Below are 17211 nucleotides of genomic sequence, written 5' to 3'. Positions count from 1 at the left end.
CACATAAATTGTAAAAAAGTAAGGCGAAAACCTTACTTTTGCTTTTTTAAGCAATAACCTATTCAAAATTTTAAATGATACAATTAGCACAAATTTTATTTATATTATCCGTTTTAGTAATACTTCACGAGTTTGGTCATTATATAGCCGCAAAGATTTTTAAAGTTAGAGTTGAAAAGTTTTACCTTTTTATGGATGTTGGTTTTTCAATAATCAAAAAGAAAATTGGCGAAACAGAATGGGGAATTGGATGGCTTCCGTTAGGAGGCTACGTTAAACTTTCAGGAATGATAGATGAAAGTATGGACACCGAACAACTAAAACAAGAACCACAACCTTGGGAGTTTCGTTCTAAACCAGCCTGGCAACGACTTATTATAATGTTAGGAGGAATTATTGTAAATATTCTTTTGGCATTATTAATTTTCACAACATTATATTCAACAGTTGGACAAAAATACATATCTACCGAAGTAGTACAAAAAAACGGATTGGCTTTTGGTGAAGTTGGAAAGAGTGTAGGATTCAAAAATGGTGACAAAATTGTAGCAGTTGATGGAAAGCCTGTAAATGTAAAATTCAACCGATTAACTATTGACGTGCTTTTAAGCAACAAGATTACGCTTGAACGTGATGGTCAAAGAGTTGACATGTCATTAACAGATGAAAACATTGGAAAAATTTTGGGAATGGAAGGCAAAAGCTTTATGTCGCCAAGAACAACTTTTTCGGTTGATTCAATTTCTGCAGATTCACATGCTAAAAAAGCAGGTTTACTGAAAGGCGATAAAATTGTAGCAGTTGATGGAATAAAAGTGCACTATTTTGACGAATTAAATTCATTATTGAATAACAGAGCAAACGACAGTATCGAACTTAAAATTGATAGAAATTTGAAAGAAGTTGTTATCAAAACTAAATTGAATAAAGACAGCAAAATAGGGTTTATGCCAAAAATGGCAGCATTAGATAAGGAATTTGAAGTTGTAAACAAATTGTCATTTGGCGAAGCAGTTTCGGCAGCAGCTAAAGAATCATGGCAGTTATTGGTTTATAATGTAAAACAGTTCAAGTTAATTTTAAAACCTAAAACAGGCGCCTACAAACAAGTAAAAAGCCCTATCGGAATAGCACGTATGTTGCCAGAAACATGGGATTGGGAATTTGTTTGGGGATTCACAGCATTATTTTCAATTGCATTAGCATTTATGAACTTGCTTCCTATTCCAGGATTAGATGGTGGACATGCATTATTTACCATTGCCGAAATGGTAACTGGAAAAACTTTGAGCGAAAAAGCAATGGGTCATGTACAGACAGGTGGAATGATTTTCTTGCTGAGTTTGATGGCATTAACCTTCGGAAAAGACATTTACCAATGGGTTGCAGAAACGTTATTGGCAAAATAATTTAAAAAAAAGTAAAAAATATTTGCAAAAAGCAAAAAACACACTATATTTGCACCGCTTTAAAAGGCAATACGCCTTCCTCCTTAGCTCAGTTGGTTAGAGCATCTGACTGTTAATCAGAGGGTCCTTGGTTCGAGCCCAAGAGGGGGAGCAACTAAATAAAAAGACTTCACAGAAATGTGAGGTCTTTTTTATTTTTTCAGGTTAAACAAATAGTTTTTAGGTTAATTTTATAAAAGAATAGTAGATTTAAATTTTACTTTCTTGAATTATAATTAATTGATTTTAATAATTTTAACAAATGTTGACCGTTTAACCAACTTTAATCGCCACCTTTGTATAGACATACCTTTTTTCAATGCCATCGCTTATTGCGAAATTTGAATTATAAGAACTTGTCAATCAAAAATGACATCTCCAGAAGTTGAAAAAGAAAAATCACATATCATTGTTGAAATCATTCAATATATACCCAATGCGGTTTTAAGTAAGACTATTTTAAAAAAGTTAACGGGTAATATCACTGTTTCTTCCTTTGATGCTGGAGAAGAATTGGCCGAAAAAACATCTCCTTTCGATAATTATATTCAAATTATTGATGGTACTGCCGAAATCATTATCAACGAAAACACACACAAACTTACTTTAGGTCAAGGAATTATTATTCCAGCACACGCCAAACATTGTTTTAATGCCAATGTTCAATTCAAAATGATTTCTACCATTATAAAAAGTGGTTACGAAGATTAGACGTTCAAAAATTAGTTACTTATTAATAAAATTAGACGACTATAAATGAAACTCTATATTAAATATATGGTAAGTCTCCGATGTAAAATGGTGGTTAAAGAAGCGTTAGAAAAACTAGGACTTCATTACATTATTTTAGAATTAGGCTCTGTCGAGATTATGGATGATTTAACCAATAATCAACGCAAAGAGCTACATCAAACTTTGCTAAAGTCTGGTTTGGAGTTAATGGATGACAAAAAAGCAGTGCTAATAGAAAAAATTAAAAATATTATCATCGAGATGGTGCATTATACCGATGAGTTACCCAAAGTAAACTACTCTGATTATATAAGTGAAAAAGTAGGACTAGATTATACCCATATTTCCAAAGTTTTCTCTGAAGTAAAAGGAATAACTATCGAACACTTTATTATTGCACACAAAATTGAGCGTGTCAAAGAATTATTACTCTATGACGAACTAAATCTAACTCAAATATCTTACATGATGAACTACAGCAGTGTGGCTCATTTATCTAAACAATTCAAAAAAGTGACAGGATTAACACCTCGTTTTTTTAAACAACTTAAAGACAAAAAGCGAATCGCCTTGGAAAATGTCTGAATTGTGCAACTTCTTTTTTTTATAGTACAACTGTTTTCGATTTTAATGAATCAACTTTGACTTATAATAGTTAAATTGATTTTTCTTGAAACTTTACATCAAATACATGGTCAGTAACCGCTGCAAATTGGCGGTTAGAGAAGAATTGAAAAAACTTGGACTGCACTTTATTGTGGTCGATTTGGGCGTGGTCGAAATCATGGAAAATATTTCTATCGAGAAAAGACAAATGCTTAAAGAGGGCTTACTTGTTTCTGGCTTGGAATTGATGGATGACAAAAAAGCCATTCTTATCGAAAAAATCAAAAACATTATTATCGAAATGGTTCATTATTCAGAAGAAGTTATCAAAATAAATTTCTCTGACTTTTTAGCTGATAAATTAAATCATAACTACACTTATTTAGCCAATTTGTTTTCTGAAGTTCAAGGAATTACTATTGAGCATTTTATCATATCACACAAAATTGAACGTATTAAAGAGTTAATCATTTATGGCGAACTCAATATTACTGAAATCGCTTGGAAAATGGGTTATAGTAGTGTGGCGCATCTTTCTAGCCAGTTCAAAAAAGTAACTGGACTTTCGCCATCACATTTTAAGCAGCTCAAAGATAAACGAAGAAATCCAATAGAAGAAGTAGGCAATCAATAAGTAATAAGAAATGAAAACACCAATAAATTCAATAAACAAAAAAGACGAATCAACTGATTTGTTTTTTGACATGTTTGAAAACAGCGCTATTGGTATGTCTGTTATTGAAACAGCAACTTCTAAATTCAAATTTGCAAACAATGCATTTCTAAGCAGTTTGGGTTTTTCAGAAGAAGAAATAATTGACAAAACATCTGTAGAAATAGGATTAGTCACTTCGGAATTTCATGATAAAATACTTTTACAACTTCAAAAAAAAGAAACAGTTAATAATCTTGAAGTTCATCTAAATAATAAAAAAGGTAAACAGTTGTGTTTTTTAGCATCAATACAAACACTTAAAAGTGAAAGCCAAAAATATAGACTTACGTCTCTAATTGATATTACAAAACAGAAAAAAGTTGCTGCCGAACTTATTATTGCCAATAAAAAACTAAAAGTTCAAACAGGCGAAAAACATGATAGGGCTGCTGAACTTCTAATTGCAGATAAAGAACTAGCTTTTCAAAACAACGAAAAAGAAAAAAGAGTTATAGAAAATAAAGAATTAGAAGATTACAGTTATTCGCTCAAGTTGGCTTCCCAATATTCGTTAAGTCTCATAGAAGCTAGTCGTGATCCGCTTTTTACCATAAGTCCAAAAGGAATAATTACAGATGTCAATGAAGCAACAGTTGAAGCTACTGATGTGCCAAAGGAAAAATTAATTGGATCAGATTTTATTAATTATTTTACAAATACAAGTAAAGCAAAAGAAAGTTACGAAGAAGTTTTTTCTAAAGGTTTTATAGCCGATTTTCCGCTTATTATTAAAGACCACAAATTAACCGATGTTTTATTTAATGGTTCAGTTTACAAATCTGAAGAAGGTAAAGTTATTGGTGCTGTTTTGGTCGCCCGAGATATTACCGAGCAAAAACAGCTGGAAAAAGAATTAACTGAAGCTAAAATTTTTGCCGAACTAGCTACTTCTATTGCCGAAGATGCCAAGATTACTGCCGAAAAAGCAACCAAAAATGCAGAAGAGGCCGTAAAGTCTAAACAGCAGTTTTTATCTAATATGAGTCACGAAATTCGTACGCCAATGAACGCCATAATTGGGTTTACCAAAGTAGTTCTCAAAACTGATCTTACTGCCAAACAAAAAGAATATTTAATGGCTATAAAAATGAGTGGCGATGCACTAATTGTACTTATAAACGACATTTTGGATTTGGCCAAAGTAGATGCTGGAAAAATGACTTTTGAAAAAACAGCTTTCAAGCTAAACTTGTCTATAAAAGCAATGTTGCACCTTTTTGAAACTAAAATTCAAGAAAAAAATCTAAACCTAATTATTAATTACGATGCAACTATTCCCGAAGTCTTAGTTGGCGATCCTGTGCGTTTGCATCAAATAATATTGAACTTAGTTAGTAACGCCGTTAAGTTTACCAACAAAGGAACAATTACTGTAAGTGTAAATTTAATGGCGCAAAATGAAGAATCAGTCACAATAAAATTTTCAATTTCCGATACTGGAATTGGTATAAAATTAAAAAAAATAGAAAAGATTTTCGAAAATTTTCAGCAAGCAACCAGCGGAACTTCAAGACTTTTTGGCGGAACTGGTTTGGGACTCGCTATTGTAAAACAATTGGTAGAAGCACAAGGCGGAATAATTGAAGTTGAAAGTACTGTAGACAAAGGATCTACTTTTAGCTTTGTCTTAAATTTCCAAAAAACGGATGCTGAAGCAGTTCTTGAACCCGAAATTTTAGAATTAAATACCGATGTAAAAAACACCAAAATACTAGTTGCCGAAGATATGGAACTTAACCAATTGCTGATGAAAACGCTTTTGGACGATTTTGGTTTTGAATGTGAAATAGCCGCTAACGGAAAAATTGCAATCGAAAAACTCAAAGAAAAAGCATTTGATATTGTTTTGATGGATTTGCAAATGCCCGAAATGAACGGTTTTGAAGCAACAAATTACATCAGAAAAAAAATGAAGTTGGACATTCCAATAATTGCACTAACAGCCGATGTTACAACGGTTGACGTAGAAAAATGCAAGGAAGTAGGTATGAATGATTATATTTCTAAACCTATTGATGAACGATTGTTATACAGTAAGCTTATAGGTTTTATAAAAAAACCAGTTATTATTATCGAACAAAAATTTGATGGAAACACCAAAATCGAAAAAATACGGTATGTTGATTTAAGTTATCTATTAAAATTAACCAACTCAAATCCGAAATTAATGTCGGAAATGATTAAAGCTTATCTGAAACAAACGCCGCCATTAATAGATGCAATGAAACAAAGTTTTAAAGACAAAGATTGGCATTTACTAAAAGCAACTGTTCACAAGATGATACCTTCGTTTGCTATTATGGGAATCAATCCTGAAATAACAGAAGCTGCCAAGAAAATTCAAGAATATGCCTTTTCATTAGAACTTTCAAAGGAATTGGATGAACTAATCTTGAAACTCGAAAAAGTGTGTACACAATCCTGTACTGAATTAGAAGTTGAACTTAATGATTTAAATAAATAAGAGCGTGCAAAACGAAAAAAAAATAAAACTATTTCTTGTAGATGACGATGCCGTTTTCTTAAAATCGCTAGAAATTCAATTTCTGAATAATGCCGATTTTGATGTTAAAACCTTCGCTACAGGTGAACTTTGCATTGCAAGCTTACCAGAAGCGCCCGATGTAATAATTCTCGACTTTCATCTTGATGGAATTGATAAAACAGCCATGAACGGACTAAAAACATTAGATGAAATCAAGAATTTTGATGATAATATTCCCGTTGTTATGCTTTCTTCTCAAGACAAAATTGAAGTCGCTGTAAAATGTATGCAACATGAAGCTTTTGATTATGTTGTAAAAAGTGAAACGGCATTTATGAGATTAAAAAAAACAATCACATTAATTTTTCTTTATAAAAAAATGAAAAAAGAATTGAATTGGTATATGGATAGAATGTAGTTTTTTATTCGTAAATTTGATATAACTTTCTGATAATAAATTGGTATAAAATGTCTGTAAAAAATTTTGACAGTAAAGGTTTAACAGATAGTGAAGTGCTTGCTTCAAGAAAAAAATATGGTTTTAATAGTGTAGTTTATAAAAAAGAGAATGTTTTTTTAAAAACAATAAAGCAATTTCTTTTTGATCCAATGGTTATTTTATTGTTAGTCGCTTCTACCATTTACTTTATTAGTGGTAAAACTTCTGATGGTATTTTTTTGGCATCTGCAATAATTCTAATAACGCTTCTTTCTTCTTATCAAAACTCCCGAAGCCGAAATGCTATTGAAAAACTAAAAGAATTTTCAAAACCCAATTGTAAAGTCATTCGAAATGGCACAGCAATAAGCATCAAAACCGAAGAATTGGTTGTCGGCGATAGCTTACTTGTGGAAGAAGGCACTTATATCGCTGCGGATGCGACAATTATTCAAGCTAACGATTTTTCTGTTAATGAATCTATTCTTACTGGAGAATCTTTCGCTGTTGTAAAACAAAATACCGACGTAATTTTTCAGGGAACAATGGTCGCAAGCGGATTGGCAGTTGCAACAATAACAGCAATTGGCAGCGAAACCAAGTTAAGCAAAATTGGGAAAAGCCTCGAAAGCATAGAAGAAGAAAAAACACCATTAGAAATTCAGATTGGCAATTTTGTAAAAAAAATGGCTATTGCTGGTGCAATTGTTTTTCTTATAGTTTGGGGTTTGAATTATTATAATTCGTTGAATATATTCGATAGTTTACTCAAGTCTTTAACATTGGCAATGAGTATTTTACCCGAAGAAATTCCGATTTCATTTACCACTTTCATGGCACTTGGTGCATGGCGAATGATGCAAAAAGGAATCATCGTAAAACAAATGAAAACCGTTGAAACATTAGGAAGCGCAACGGTTATTTGCATTGATAAAACAGGAACAATTACTGAAAATCAAATGAGTTTGGCCAAAATTTTCACACTAGAATCTAATAAAATTACTAGTTTAGAAAGTGATTTGTCGGATGTTGAAAAACAAGTACTCACAACTTCAATGTTTGCCAGCGAGGTTATTCCGTTTGATCCAATGGAAATTGCCCTGCATGAAATGTATGCAAAAAAAATCCCTATAAATGACCATGCGCAGTTCAAAATGGTGCATGAATATCCGTTATCGGGAAAACCACCAATGATGACACATGTTTTCGAAAACAAATCTGGAAATCGAATTATAGCAGCCAAAGGTGGAAATGAAGCAATTTTAGCAATTTCTAAATTATCTGAAACTGAAATAAAAAAGATTAACGTCGCTGCAAATGAATTAGCTTCAGAAGGATACAGAATTTTAGCGGTAGCCGAATCCAATTTTGAAGGAACAAATTATCCCAAAACGCAACAAGAACTTTCATTTATTTTCAAAGGATTGGTGGCGTTTTATGATCCTCCAAAAAAGAATATTTCTGCTGTTTTGCAACACTTTTATAAAGCCGGAATCACAGTAAAAATAATAACAGGCGACAACAACGAAACCACAACTTCTATCGCTAAACAAATTGGTTTTGTTGGATATGAGAAAAGCATTTCGGGTGATGAATTAATGCAACTTTCTGATAAAGAATTAAAAAAACGAGTTCAAGAAATCAATCTATTTACAAGAATGTTTCCTGAAGCCAAACTTCGAATCATAAATGCACTAAAATCAAACAACGAAATTGTTGCCATGACAGGCGATGGCGTAAATGATGGACCAGCTCTAAAAGCATCACATATCGGAATTGCAATGGGTAAAAAAGGAACTGAAATTGCCAAACAAGCCGCTTCTTTAATTTTAGTAAAAGACGATTTATCTAATATGGTTGACGCTATTGCAATGGGAAGAAAGATTTATAGTAATCTCAAAAAAGCGATTCAATTTATTATTTCTATTCACATTCCGATTATTCTAACCGTTTTTATTCCGTTGGCTTTGGGCTGGATTTATCCAACAATTTTCTCGCCAATGCATATTATTTTTTTAGAATTAATAATGGGACCAACTTGCTCTATAGTTTATGAAAACGAACCTATGGAAAAAAATACAATGTCTCAAAAACCAAGACCTTTTACAGACACTTTTTTCAATTGGAAAGAACTTTCAACAAGTATTATTCAAGGTTTGGTGATAACGTTGGGAACATTATTTGTTTATCAATATTCTGTTTATTTCAATTATAGTGAAGCAACTACAAGAACAATGGTTTTTACTTGTTTGGTAACGGCTAATATATTTTTAACCCTATCTAATCGCTCTTTTTATTATTCAATAGTTACAACAATTCAATATAAAAATAATTTAATTCCAATTATTACTGCTATCACAATTGTTATAACAGGTTTGCTATTATATGTGCCGCTATTAACACGTTTTTTCAAATTTGAGCATCTTGATGGTTTACAATTAGGTTTATCAATTGGGATAGGTTTTATAGTAGTAATTTGGTATGAAGTAGTTAAAATAGTGAAACGAAATACAACCAAAATATGACAACTAATTCAACCTCTTTTTTACAAAAGACAGCATTGTTGTTCCTTATTATTTTTGGATTATACATTGCTAAAGATTTTCTAATTCCATTATGTATTGGCGGAATATTAGCAACACTTTTTTTGCCTTTTTGCAATTGGATGGAAAGTAAAAAAACACCTAAAAGTATTGCCGTTTTTATTTGTTTTATTTCCTTATTGCTTATCCTTTTTAGTCTAATTTCTCTTGTAGGTTGGAAAATTTCTGAACTATTGAATGATATATCGTTGATAAAACAAAAAGCAATTGAAACAGGAACTACATTGCAACGATATATTTTCAACCATCTGGATATTTCTATCGAAGAGCAATTTTTAATTCTAAAAAAAGAACAACCTTCTTACTCTAATATTTTTCAAATTATTTTTGGTTCTATAACATCCATTTTCGCAAGCTTTGTTCTGGTTTTTGTGTATTTTATATTTCTATTGTTTTATCGAAATCACATCAAAAACTTTCTACTCAAACTGGCAACGCCTTCTAAACGAGATGAAATGGAGCTAGTAATTTTTAATGCTACTAAAGTTTCGCAACAATATTTAGTAGGACTTTCTAAAATGATTGTTCTCTTATGGATTATGTATAGCATTGGTTTTAGCATAATTGGTGTAAAAAATGCTTTCTTTTTTGCCATTCTCTGCGGATTATTAGAAATCGTACCTTATGTTGGAAATATCACTGGAACAATTTTAACGGTTACAGTTGCTGCAATTCACGGAGCAAATCCTTCATTATTGGGTGGAATAATTATTACTTATAGCATTGTGCAACTCATTCAAGGTTGGGTTTTAGAACCATTGATTTTGGGACCACAAGTCAAAATAAATCCGCTTTTTACCATTATTGTTTTAGTTATTGGACAACTTTTGTGGGGAATTCCAGGAATAATTTTGGCGATTCCACTAACAGCAATTTTCAAAATTATTTGCGATCATATTGATTTTCTAAAACCGTATGGATTTTTAATTGGAGAAATAGAAACGTCCAAAAAGAAATCTGTATTTGTTGAAAAATTGAAAACTAAATTGAAAATTAAATAATTAGAAATAGTGAAAAAAGCAACACCAAAAAAACTTACGGAAAAACAGAAAAAAGTAGCCCAAGTAATGTACGAATTCAAAGAAGGAGAATTGCATTCTGGTAAAACAGATGTTATTGTAACCAATCCAAAACAAGCTATAGCAATAGCATTGAGCGAAGCTGAAGAAATAGATAAATCAAAAAAAATAATTCATAAAACGATGATATTTTTTAATTCAAAACCTATGAATTTCAAAACTTTTGCTTAAATTTATATAACTCAAAATTCCATGAGAATGCTAAACTTTGTTTGAACAATTTTAAATATTCTTGTCATGAAAAAGATACTTGTAACACTATTTTTTTTGTCTTTACTTTCTTGTACTTCTACCAAAATTGTTAGCTCTTGGTGCGAACCAAATAAACAAATTACAATAAACAATCTAAATAAAGTTTTGGTGGTTGCTTTGTTTAAAAGTGAAACTACTGCTCATAATGCCGAAGACCAAATGGTTGGTTATCTTAACGGCAAGGGTATTCAGTCGTATAACTATTTCACTGCAAGTTTTGATAAAAAAAACGAAGATGTAATTCGCCAAAAAATAAAAACTGACGGATTTGATGGTGCAATTACCATGCGCCTTATTGATGTTGACAAAGAGAAAATATACAACCCAAGCGAAATTAACTATTATCCAGATGTTTACAGAAGTTTTAGTGGCTACTATTATAGTTTATGGAGTCATGGTAAAACTCCTGGTTATTACACAACAACCAAAAAATTCATCATTGAAACCAATGTTTATTCCATCAAAACTGACAAGATAATTTGGTCAAGTATAACAGAAACCATCGATCCTGATGGCGTAGAAAAACTCACTAATGAAGTGGCCAAAGTAGTTTATAAACAAATGGTTAAAGAACAATTCGTTAATTAAAAAGGCGCGAAATCTATGAAAAGAATTCTTTTTATTGCATTACTTTTTTTCATTTCTTGTAAAGACAAATTCGACAAAACTAAACCAACAATAGGCGATTTAACCGAAAGCGTTTATGCTTCTGGAGTTATTAAATCTGAAAATCAATATACTGTTTTTTCAACTGTAAGTGGTGTGTTAAATAAAATTGATGTGGTTGTTGGGCAATCTATTTCTAACGGACAATTATTATTTGAATTAGAAAATGACAAAGCCGAGCTAAACACTCAAAACGCTAAATTAACCTATCAATTAAGCCAAAACGACAACCATTATATTCAGGATAAAATAGCAGAAATGGAGTTCAAAGTGCAGTTGGCTCGGGATAAATTGCTAGTTGATAAATCATTATACGACAGAAACAAACGAATCAAACAATACAATGTTATTTCGGAAGTTGAGTTTGAGAAAGTTGAATTAGCCTATAAATCATCACAATTGAATTTGCAAACGTCTCAAAAACAATTGTCCCAACTCAAATCGCAATTAAACTTTGATCAAAATAAAAATAATATTTTGCTTCAAATTGGGCAAAAAACACAAAATGATTATTTAATAAAAAGTGCTTTTTCTGGACAACTTTTTGATGTTTTGGTAAAAGAAGGAGCTGTTATTACGCCACAAATTCCTTTGGCAATAATTGGTAAGCAAAATGCTTTTTTGATTGAACTTGAAGTCGATGAAAATGATATGGCAAAAATTTTAGTTAATCAACAAATTTTGGTAACATTAGATAGTTATAAAAATCAAGTTTTTGAAGCTAAAATTGATAAGATTTATCCAATAATGAATGAACAATCTAGAACTTTCAAGATTGAAGCTCATTTTACAAAGTTGCCTAAAAAGTTGTATCCTAATCTTTCTGCAGAAGCAAATATTATTATTCAAACTAAAAAAAATGCAATAACAATTCCGAAAGATTATTTGCTAAAAGGCGATTCTATTCAGGTCAATGAAACCGAAAAACGCAAAGTAAAAATCGGTTTGTCAGATTACCAAAAAGTAGAAATTCTGGAAGGTTTAGATGCCAACGAATTCATTTATAAACCTAAAGAATGAATTACAAATTAATTCTAAATATTGCCATTCATTTACTTCGAGCAAGACTTAAACAAACTATTGTGGCAGCGGTTGGGGTTACTTTTAGTATAGCCATGTTTATCGCTTTGGTAAGTTTTATGAATGGGCTAAACGACTTGTTAGATGGTCTAATGCTCAATAAAACGCCGCATGTAAGATTGTATAATGATGTAAAACCATCACAAAATCAGCCTGTTTTATTGTCTGAAAAATATAAAGAAAACACCAATTTTATTAATTCAATAAAACCTAAAGACCGTGGGAAGTCAATTTACAATAGTCAAAAAATTATTCAAAGTTTAAGAAGTGACAAACGTATAATTGATGTGGCCGCGAAAATAAATACACCAGTTTTTTTTAATTCTGGAACTATCGAAATTGCGGGCGTTATAAACGGAATTGAAATAGAACACGAAGAAAAACTATTCAAAATTTCAGAAAATATCATCTACGGAAATGTGGCTGACTTATCCCAAAGCAATAGTATTATTATTGGAAAAGGGTTGGCGGAAAAAATGATGCTTTCCAAAGGTGACAACATTAATATTACATCTTCAAGAGGCAATTTGTCAATGCTAAAAGTGGTTGGGATTTCACAAATTGGAATAGCCGAATACGACAACACTTTTAGTTATACATCGCTCGAAACGGCTCAAAAATTATTGAACGAACCCGTAAATTATATTACCGATATTCAACTAAAATTGTTCAATATGAAGTTGGCGCCTGCCGTTGCTAAAGAATTTCAGGATAAATATGATGTCGATACTATTGATTATCAAACGGCTAATGCACAGTTTGAAACAGGAAGCACCGTTCGAACAATTATTTCCTATGCTGTTGGTTTGGTATTGCTTCTTGTAGCAGGTTTTGGGATTTACAATATTTTGAATATGATGATTTACGAAAAAATGGATACCATTGCCATTCTTAAAGCCACAGGTTTTTCGGGTAGTGATGTAAAATGGATATTTATTTCACTTTCGTTAATTATTGGTATTGCTGGCGGAATATTCGGATTATTATTTGGGTTTATTTTTTCATCAATTATCAGCGTAATTCCTTTTGAAACGGCTTCGTTGCCAACAGTGAAAACATATCCTATTAATTATAATATGATTTATTATATCATCAGTATGGTTTTTGCTCTTTTTACAACCACAATTGCAGGATTATTTCCAGCTTTAAAGGCAAGTAAAGTCGATCCAGTTGAAATTATAAGAGGAAAATAAAATGGAAACCAAAATTATAGAAGCTATAAATATCTCAAAAACATTTCACGAAGCGGTCGATGTGAAAGTTTTGACAGATATTAATTTTTCAATAAACAAAGGCGAATTTGCATCAATAATTGGAAAATCAGGTTGCGGAAAATCAACATTGCTCTACATATTATCTACTATGGATACTTCTTTTGATGGCGATTTAGTAATTGATTCAATTTCGATGAAAAATAAATTGGATTCGGAATTGGCAATTATAAGAAATGAGAAAATTGGATTTGTATTTCAGTTTCATTATTTGTTAAATGAATTTTCAGTGCTCCAGAATGTAATGTTACCAGGTTTAAAACTCGCAAAATTATCTAGCCAAGAAATCGAAGCCAAAGCCTACGAAAAACTCAAAATTTTAGGCATTCAAGACAAAGCATTAAACAGTCCAAATCAATTATCTGGCGGCGAAAAACAGCGTGTTGCAATCGCTCGAGCTTTAATCAACAACCCTTTAATTATTATGGGTGATGAGCCAACAGGAAATTTAGATAAAAAAAACTCCGAAATTGTTTTTGATGTTTTCAAAGAACTCGCAGAAACCTTCAACCAATCACTTTTAATAGTTACTCACGATAACGATTTTGCCCGACGAACCCATAGAATCATTGAGATGGAAGACGGGAAAATTATTAAAGTATAAAGCGTTAATTGTATGAATATTATAACTTTTAGCTAAAGTTATATAACACAAACCCATGCATTCTAATTGACCTTTGTCATTAATAATTAAATTAAAACAAAATGAAAAAAATACTGTTATTATGTTTCTGCTTTGTATCGATTTTATCTGTAAAAGCACAAACTGAAGAGAAAAAATGGAATGTAGGTTTGCATGGCGGAATAACCCAATATCACGGAGATTTAGGCCGTAGTTTTTACAAAACCGATCAAACTTATTATGGTTTCGGTGGACTATCTGTTTCTAGATATTTAGGAAAATTATTCGATGTAAATTTATTATTATCAAAAGGAACAATTGGTTATAACAATACTGAAACAGGAAGTTTTAAGTCTGATTTTAATGCGGCTTCTATAAATTTACGTTTCAATATTACTGCTCCAGAATATATAGTTAGACCTTATGTTTTTGCTGGTGTTGGTGCTATTTTATTTGATAATCAACTGAATTTTCACACCGAAAATTATGATTATATTTTGCCATCAGCAGGTGCGGGTATTAATTTTAGATTATCACCAATGTTTATGTTGAATCTTCAAGAAACATTTATGTATTCTAACAAAGATAGACGTGACGGAATTGATAATGCCGACGGTGATTTTAAGAAAAAAGATGCTTATTTAACCCACATGATTGGATTAACTTATAATCTGGGTAATTCATTAGATACCGACAAAGATGGTGTTTCTGATAAAAAAGACAATTGTGCTGACACACCAGCTGGTGTTGCTGTTGACAAAAAAGGTTGTCCATTAGACAAAGACGCTGATGGTGTTGCCGATTATTTAGACAATTGCCCTGATTTGGCTGGTTCTAAAACACTAAATGGTTGTCCAGATAAAGACAACGATGGGGTAGAAGATTCTAAAGACCGTTGTCCAGATCAAGCCGGAACTTTAATTTTAAAAGGTTGTCCAGATGCTGATAAAGATGGTGTTGCCGATATTGATGATCAATGTGCTAATACCAAACCTGGTACCAAAGTTGATGCTAAAGGTTGTGCTACTGATAGCGATAATGATGGAGTGATGGATGATGTTGACCGTTGCCCAAACACAGCTGGAGTTATTGCATTAAAAGGTTGTCCAGATGCTGATGGCGATGGAATTGCAGATTTAGATGACAAATGCCCTAAAGCAAAAGGAACAGCTGAAAACAAAGGTTGTCCAGAAATTGCAAAAGCAGACATTGTTAGAATAACTTATATTGGAAGTAAAATTTTCTTCGAGAATAATTCAGATAAATTAAAAGTAGCTTCATTATCTCAATTGGATGAATTGTCTAAAATATTATACAAATATGACGGTGCTAGTTTAACTATTGCTGGTCATACTGATAGTGTTGGAGCTGATGATTTTAATTTAACCTTATCTCAAAAACGTGCCGAATCTGTTAGACAATATTTAATAGGAAAAGGAATTTCTGTCGATAGATTAACCAGTATTGGTTACGGTGAAACACAACCAGTGGCTGATAATAAATCAACTTTAGGTCGTGCAAAAAACCGTAGAGTTGAATTGAAAACGAATTACTAATATAGAAGAATGTTAGGTTTGGTTTTTTGGTTAGAGGCTGTCATTTTTGGCAGCCTTTTTTTTATACCCAAACATGTGAATATTATAAACTTCTAAAAGTTTTATATAACTGATTTTCAATGCTAAAACCCGAAATTTATGAAATAAAAATAACAACGTTTTTAGTAAAAAAATTAATTATGAAATCGCTATAAACAACGAGTTTGTTGCAAACAAACACCAATAAATAAAAAGCGATACCATATATGACCTCTTAACAAATAAATTTTACATATATGAAAACAGTTACCCAATTTCACAAAACAGCAATTCTAATAGTTATGATGCTTTTGCTTCCGTTTCAGTCTAATGCGATAATTCCTGATAGCCTTTCGTCTAATAAAGCTAAAACCGAACTAATGATTGCCAATGCTATGATTAACAGATTAGAGCAAATAAAAAGCATTGACAAATCCAATATGACTAGAGTTGAAAAAAAAGAACTCCGAAAAGAAGTTAAGTCAATCAAAGCCAATTTGCGTTCAACAGGCAATGGCGTATATCTTTCTGTTGGTGCAATAATTATCATCGTTTTATTACTGATTTTACTTTTATAAAAACCAATATATTAATTATAAAGCCATGTTGAACGTCAGAAAAGAAGGAATTATTTTAGAAAAAACTGCACTCGAATTTGAAAACGAAGGTGTGTTAAATCCTGCGGCAATTAGAGAAGGTGAATTTGTGCACTTGTTTTATCGAGCTGTTCATATTGGAAATCATTCTAGCATAGGTTATTGTTTGTTGAAAGGACCTTTAAAAATTGAAGACCGACATTACAAACCCATTTTAGTTCCCGAGTTCGATTATGAATCACAAGGTATTGAAGATCCAAGATTGGTCAAAATTGATGAGTTATATTATTTAACTTATACAGCTTTTGATGGTGTAAATGCTTTAGGATGTTTAGCAACTTCAACCGATTTAATTCATTTTGAAAAAAAAGGAATTATGGTGCCACAGATAACTTATGAAGAATTTAACAAGCTGTCTAACACCAATCCTTCAATGGATTCTAAATATTTTAGATACAATCAACACGAAGGAATTCTTGAAAAAGACGGAATAAAAATGCTGGTTTGGGATAAAAACGTGATTTTTTTCCCACGAAAAATAAATGGTAAATTCTATTTCATGCACCGCATTCGACCAGAAGTTCAAATCGTCGTAGCAATCGATAAATTAGAAGATTTAACAATTGATTTTTGGCGCGATTATTTTCTTCGTTTTAATGATTTTGTGTTGCTTTCGCCAAAATATGATCATGAAATAAGCTACATCGGTGGTGGTTGTCCACCAATTGAAACAGAACATGGTTGGCTTCTAATTTATCATGGTGTAAAAGATAGCCTCAAAGGATACGTTTATTCAGCTTGTGCCGCACTTTTAGATTTAGAAAATCCGCAAAAAGAAATTGCCCGATTACCTTATGCATTATTCAAACCCGAATATGTATGGGAATTAAAAGGCGAAGTCAACAACGTGTGTTTCCCAACAGGAGCAGTAGTTTTTGACGATATGTTATACATCTATTATGGTGCAGCCGATGAGCGAATTGCGTGTGCATCAATGTCTTTATCTGAATTAGTAAACGAATTACTAGCTAACAAAATTTAAT

16 protein-coding genes and 1 tRNA gene are annotated in these 17211 nt (G+C 31.7%); all 17 read left to right on the top strand.

Features of this window, described 5'->3' with window-relative positions; all coding sequences use genetic code 11:
* The first annotated feature begins 74 nt into the window (after window positions 1–74).
* The 17 genes from rseP to O9267_RS01655 all read left to right on the top strand — a co-directional run bounded on the left by rseP (window position 75) and on the right by O9267_RS01655 (window position 17210).
* Window positions 75–1409 carry an RIP metalloprotease RseP gene (rseP, locus tag O9267_RS01735; RefSeq protein ID WP_298175420.1) on the top strand — a complete coding sequence of 445 codons (1335 nt, stop codon included), beginning with the start codon at window positions 75–77 and terminating at the stop codon, window positions 1407–1409.
* A 77-nt stretch (window positions 1410–1486) separates the two neighbouring features.
* A tRNA-Asn gene (locus tag O9267_RS01730) sits at window positions 1487–1560 on the top strand.
* 257 nt (window positions 1561–1817) lie between these two features.
* Window positions 1818–2159: a cupin domain-containing protein gene (locus O9267_RS01725; protein ID WP_298175419.1), complete on the top strand. Its 342-nt coding sequence runs from the start codon at window positions 1818–1820 to the stop codon at window positions 2157–2159.
* A 66-nt stretch (window positions 2160–2225) separates the two neighbouring features.
* The gene (locus tag O9267_RS01720) at window positions 2226–2765 is read left to right on the top strand and encodes a helix-turn-helix domain-containing protein (protein WP_298175418.1); all 540 of its coding nucleotides are present in this window, start codon (window positions 2226–2228) and stop codon (window positions 2763–2765) included.
* Window positions 2766–2871: 106 nt separating this feature from the next.
* Window positions 2872–3420: a helix-turn-helix transcriptional regulator gene (locus O9267_RS01715; RefSeq protein ID WP_298175513.1), complete on the top strand. Its 549-nt coding sequence runs from the start codon at window positions 2872–2874 to the stop codon at window positions 3418–3420.
* A 10-nt stretch (window positions 3421–3430) separates the two neighbouring features.
* On the top strand, window positions 3431–5965 hold the full coding sequence (locus tag O9267_RS01710; protein ID WP_298175417.1) for an ATP-binding protein: 2535 nt from the start codon (window positions 3431–3433) through the stop codon (window positions 5963–5965).
* Window positions 5966–5969: 4 nt separating this feature from the next.
* Window positions 5970–6404, top strand: coding sequence for a response regulator (locus O9267_RS01705; protein ID WP_298175416.1), 435 nt, complete (start codon window positions 5970–5972; stop codon window positions 6402–6404).
* A gap of 50 nt (window positions 6405–6454) precedes the next feature.
* Window positions 6455–8950 carry a cation-translocating P-type ATPase gene (locus tag O9267_RS01700; protein WP_298175415.1) on the top strand — a complete coding sequence of 832 codons (2496 nt, stop codon included), beginning with the start codon at window positions 6455–6457 and terminating at the stop codon, window positions 8948–8950.
* Complete coding sequence (locus tag O9267_RS01695; RefSeq protein ID WP_298175414.1) at window positions 8947–10029, top strand: AI-2E family transporter; 1083 nt, start codon at window positions 8947–8949, stop codon at window positions 10027–10029. The genes O9267_RS01700 and O9267_RS01695 overlap by 4 nt, the downstream gene beginning before the upstream one ends.
* A 9-nt stretch (window positions 10030–10038) precedes the next feature.
* Window positions 10039–10278 (top strand): DUF6496 domain-containing protein, encoded by a 240-nt coding sequence (locus O9267_RS01690; RefSeq protein ID WP_298175413.1) that lies wholly within the window; start codon window positions 10039–10041, stop codon window positions 10276–10278.
* 66 nt (window positions 10279–10344) lie between these two features.
* The gene (locus O9267_RS01685) at window positions 10345–10947 is read left to right on the top strand and encodes a hypothetical protein (RefSeq protein WP_298175412.1); all 603 of its coding nucleotides are present in this window, start codon (window positions 10345–10347) and stop codon (window positions 10945–10947) included.
* Window positions 10948–10962: 15 nt separating this feature from the next.
* Entirely contained in the window at window positions 10963–12045 is a 1083-nt protein-coding gene (locus O9267_RS01680; RefSeq protein WP_298175411.1) for an efflux RND transporter periplasmic adaptor subunit, read from the top strand.
* Entirely contained in the window at window positions 12042–13298 is a 1257-nt protein-coding gene (locus O9267_RS01675; RefSeq protein ID WP_298175410.1) for an FtsX-like permease family protein, read from the top strand. The genes O9267_RS01680 and O9267_RS01675 overlap by 4 nt, the downstream gene beginning before the upstream one ends.
* 1 nt (window position 13299) lies before the next feature.
* Window positions 13300–13980: an ABC transporter ATP-binding protein gene (locus O9267_RS01670; protein WP_298175409.1), complete on the top strand. Its 681-nt coding sequence runs from the start codon at window positions 13300–13302 to the stop codon at window positions 13978–13980.
* A 101-nt stretch (window positions 13981–14081) separates the two neighbouring features.
* Window positions 14082–15554: an OmpA family protein gene (locus O9267_RS01665; protein ID WP_298175408.1), complete on the top strand. Its 1473-nt coding sequence runs from the start codon at window positions 14082–14084 to the stop codon at window positions 15552–15554.
* Between the two features lie 275 nt (window positions 15555–15829).
* Entirely contained in the window at window positions 15830–16150 is a 321-nt protein-coding gene (locus tag O9267_RS01660) for a hypothetical protein (protein WP_298175407.1), read from the top strand.
* A 25-nt stretch (window positions 16151–16175) separates the two neighbouring features.
* The gene (locus tag O9267_RS01655; protein WP_298175406.1) at window positions 16176–17210 is read left to right on the top strand and encodes a pesticidal protein Cry7Aa; all 1035 of its coding nucleotides are present in this window, start codon (window positions 16176–16178) and stop codon (window positions 17208–17210) included.
* Window position 17211 lies beyond the last annotated feature (1 nt).

This window comes from Flavobacterium sp. (assembly GCF_027531705.1).
Lineage (GTDB): Bacteria > Bacteroidota > Bacteroidia > Flavobacteriales > Flavobacteriaceae > Flavobacterium.
The sequence above is the reverse complement of the archived record's forward strand: the minus strand, read 5'-3'. Positions and strand labels throughout refer to the sequence as shown.

What these genes read in the sequence shown, in the direction of transcription:
- rseP (WP_298175420.1), top strand. Translation starts at nt 75, where the DNA reads ATGATACAATTAGCACAAATTTTATTTATATTATCCGTTTTAGTAATA.
- O9267_RS01725 (WP_298175419.1), top strand. Translation starts at nt 1,818, where the DNA reads ATGACATCTCCAGAAGTTGAAAAAGAAAAATCACATATCATTGTTGAA.
- O9267_RS01720 (WP_298175418.1), top strand. Translation starts at nt 2,226, where the DNA reads ATGGTAAGTCTCCGATGTAAAATGGTGGTTAAAGAAGCGTTAGAAAAA.
- O9267_RS01715 (WP_298175513.1), top strand. Translation starts at nt 2,872, where the DNA reads ATGGTCAGTAACCGCTGCAAATTGGCGGTTAGAGAAGAATTGAAAAAA.
- O9267_RS01710 (WP_298175417.1), top strand. Translation starts at nt 3,431, where the DNA reads ATGAAAACACCAATAAATTCAATAAACAAAAAAGACGAATCAACTGAT.
- O9267_RS01700 (WP_298175415.1), top strand. Translation starts at nt 6,455, where the DNA reads ATGTCTGTAAAAAATTTTGACAGTAAAGGTTTAACAGATAGTGAAGTG.
- O9267_RS01695 (WP_298175414.1), top strand. Translation starts at nt 8,947, where the DNA reads ATGACAACTAATTCAACCTCTTTTTTACAAAAGACAGCATTGTTGTTC.
- O9267_RS01685 (WP_298175412.1), top strand. Translation starts at nt 10,345, where the DNA reads ATGAAAAAGATACTTGTAACACTATTTTTTTTGTCTTTACTTTCTTGT.
- O9267_RS01680 (WP_298175411.1), top strand. Translation starts at nt 10,963, where the DNA reads ATGAAAAGAATTCTTTTTATTGCATTACTTTTTTTCATTTCTTGTAAA.
- O9267_RS01675 (WP_298175410.1), top strand. Translation starts at nt 12,042, where the DNA reads ATGAATTACAAATTAATTCTAAATATTGCCATTCATTTACTTCGAGCA.
- O9267_RS01670 (WP_298175409.1), top strand. Translation starts at nt 13,300, where the DNA reads ATGGAAACCAAAATTATAGAAGCTATAAATATCTCAAAAACATTTCAC.
- O9267_RS01665 (WP_298175408.1), top strand. Translation starts at nt 14,082, where the DNA reads ATGAAAAAAATACTGTTATTATGTTTCTGCTTTGTATCGATTTTATCT.
- O9267_RS01660 (WP_298175407.1), top strand. Translation starts at nt 15,830, where the DNA reads ATGAAAACAGTTACCCAATTTCACAAAACAGCAATTCTAATAGTTATG.
- O9267_RS01655 (WP_298175406.1), top strand. Translation starts at nt 16,176, where the DNA reads ATGTTGAACGTCAGAAAAGAAGGAATTATTTTAGAAAAAACTGCACTC.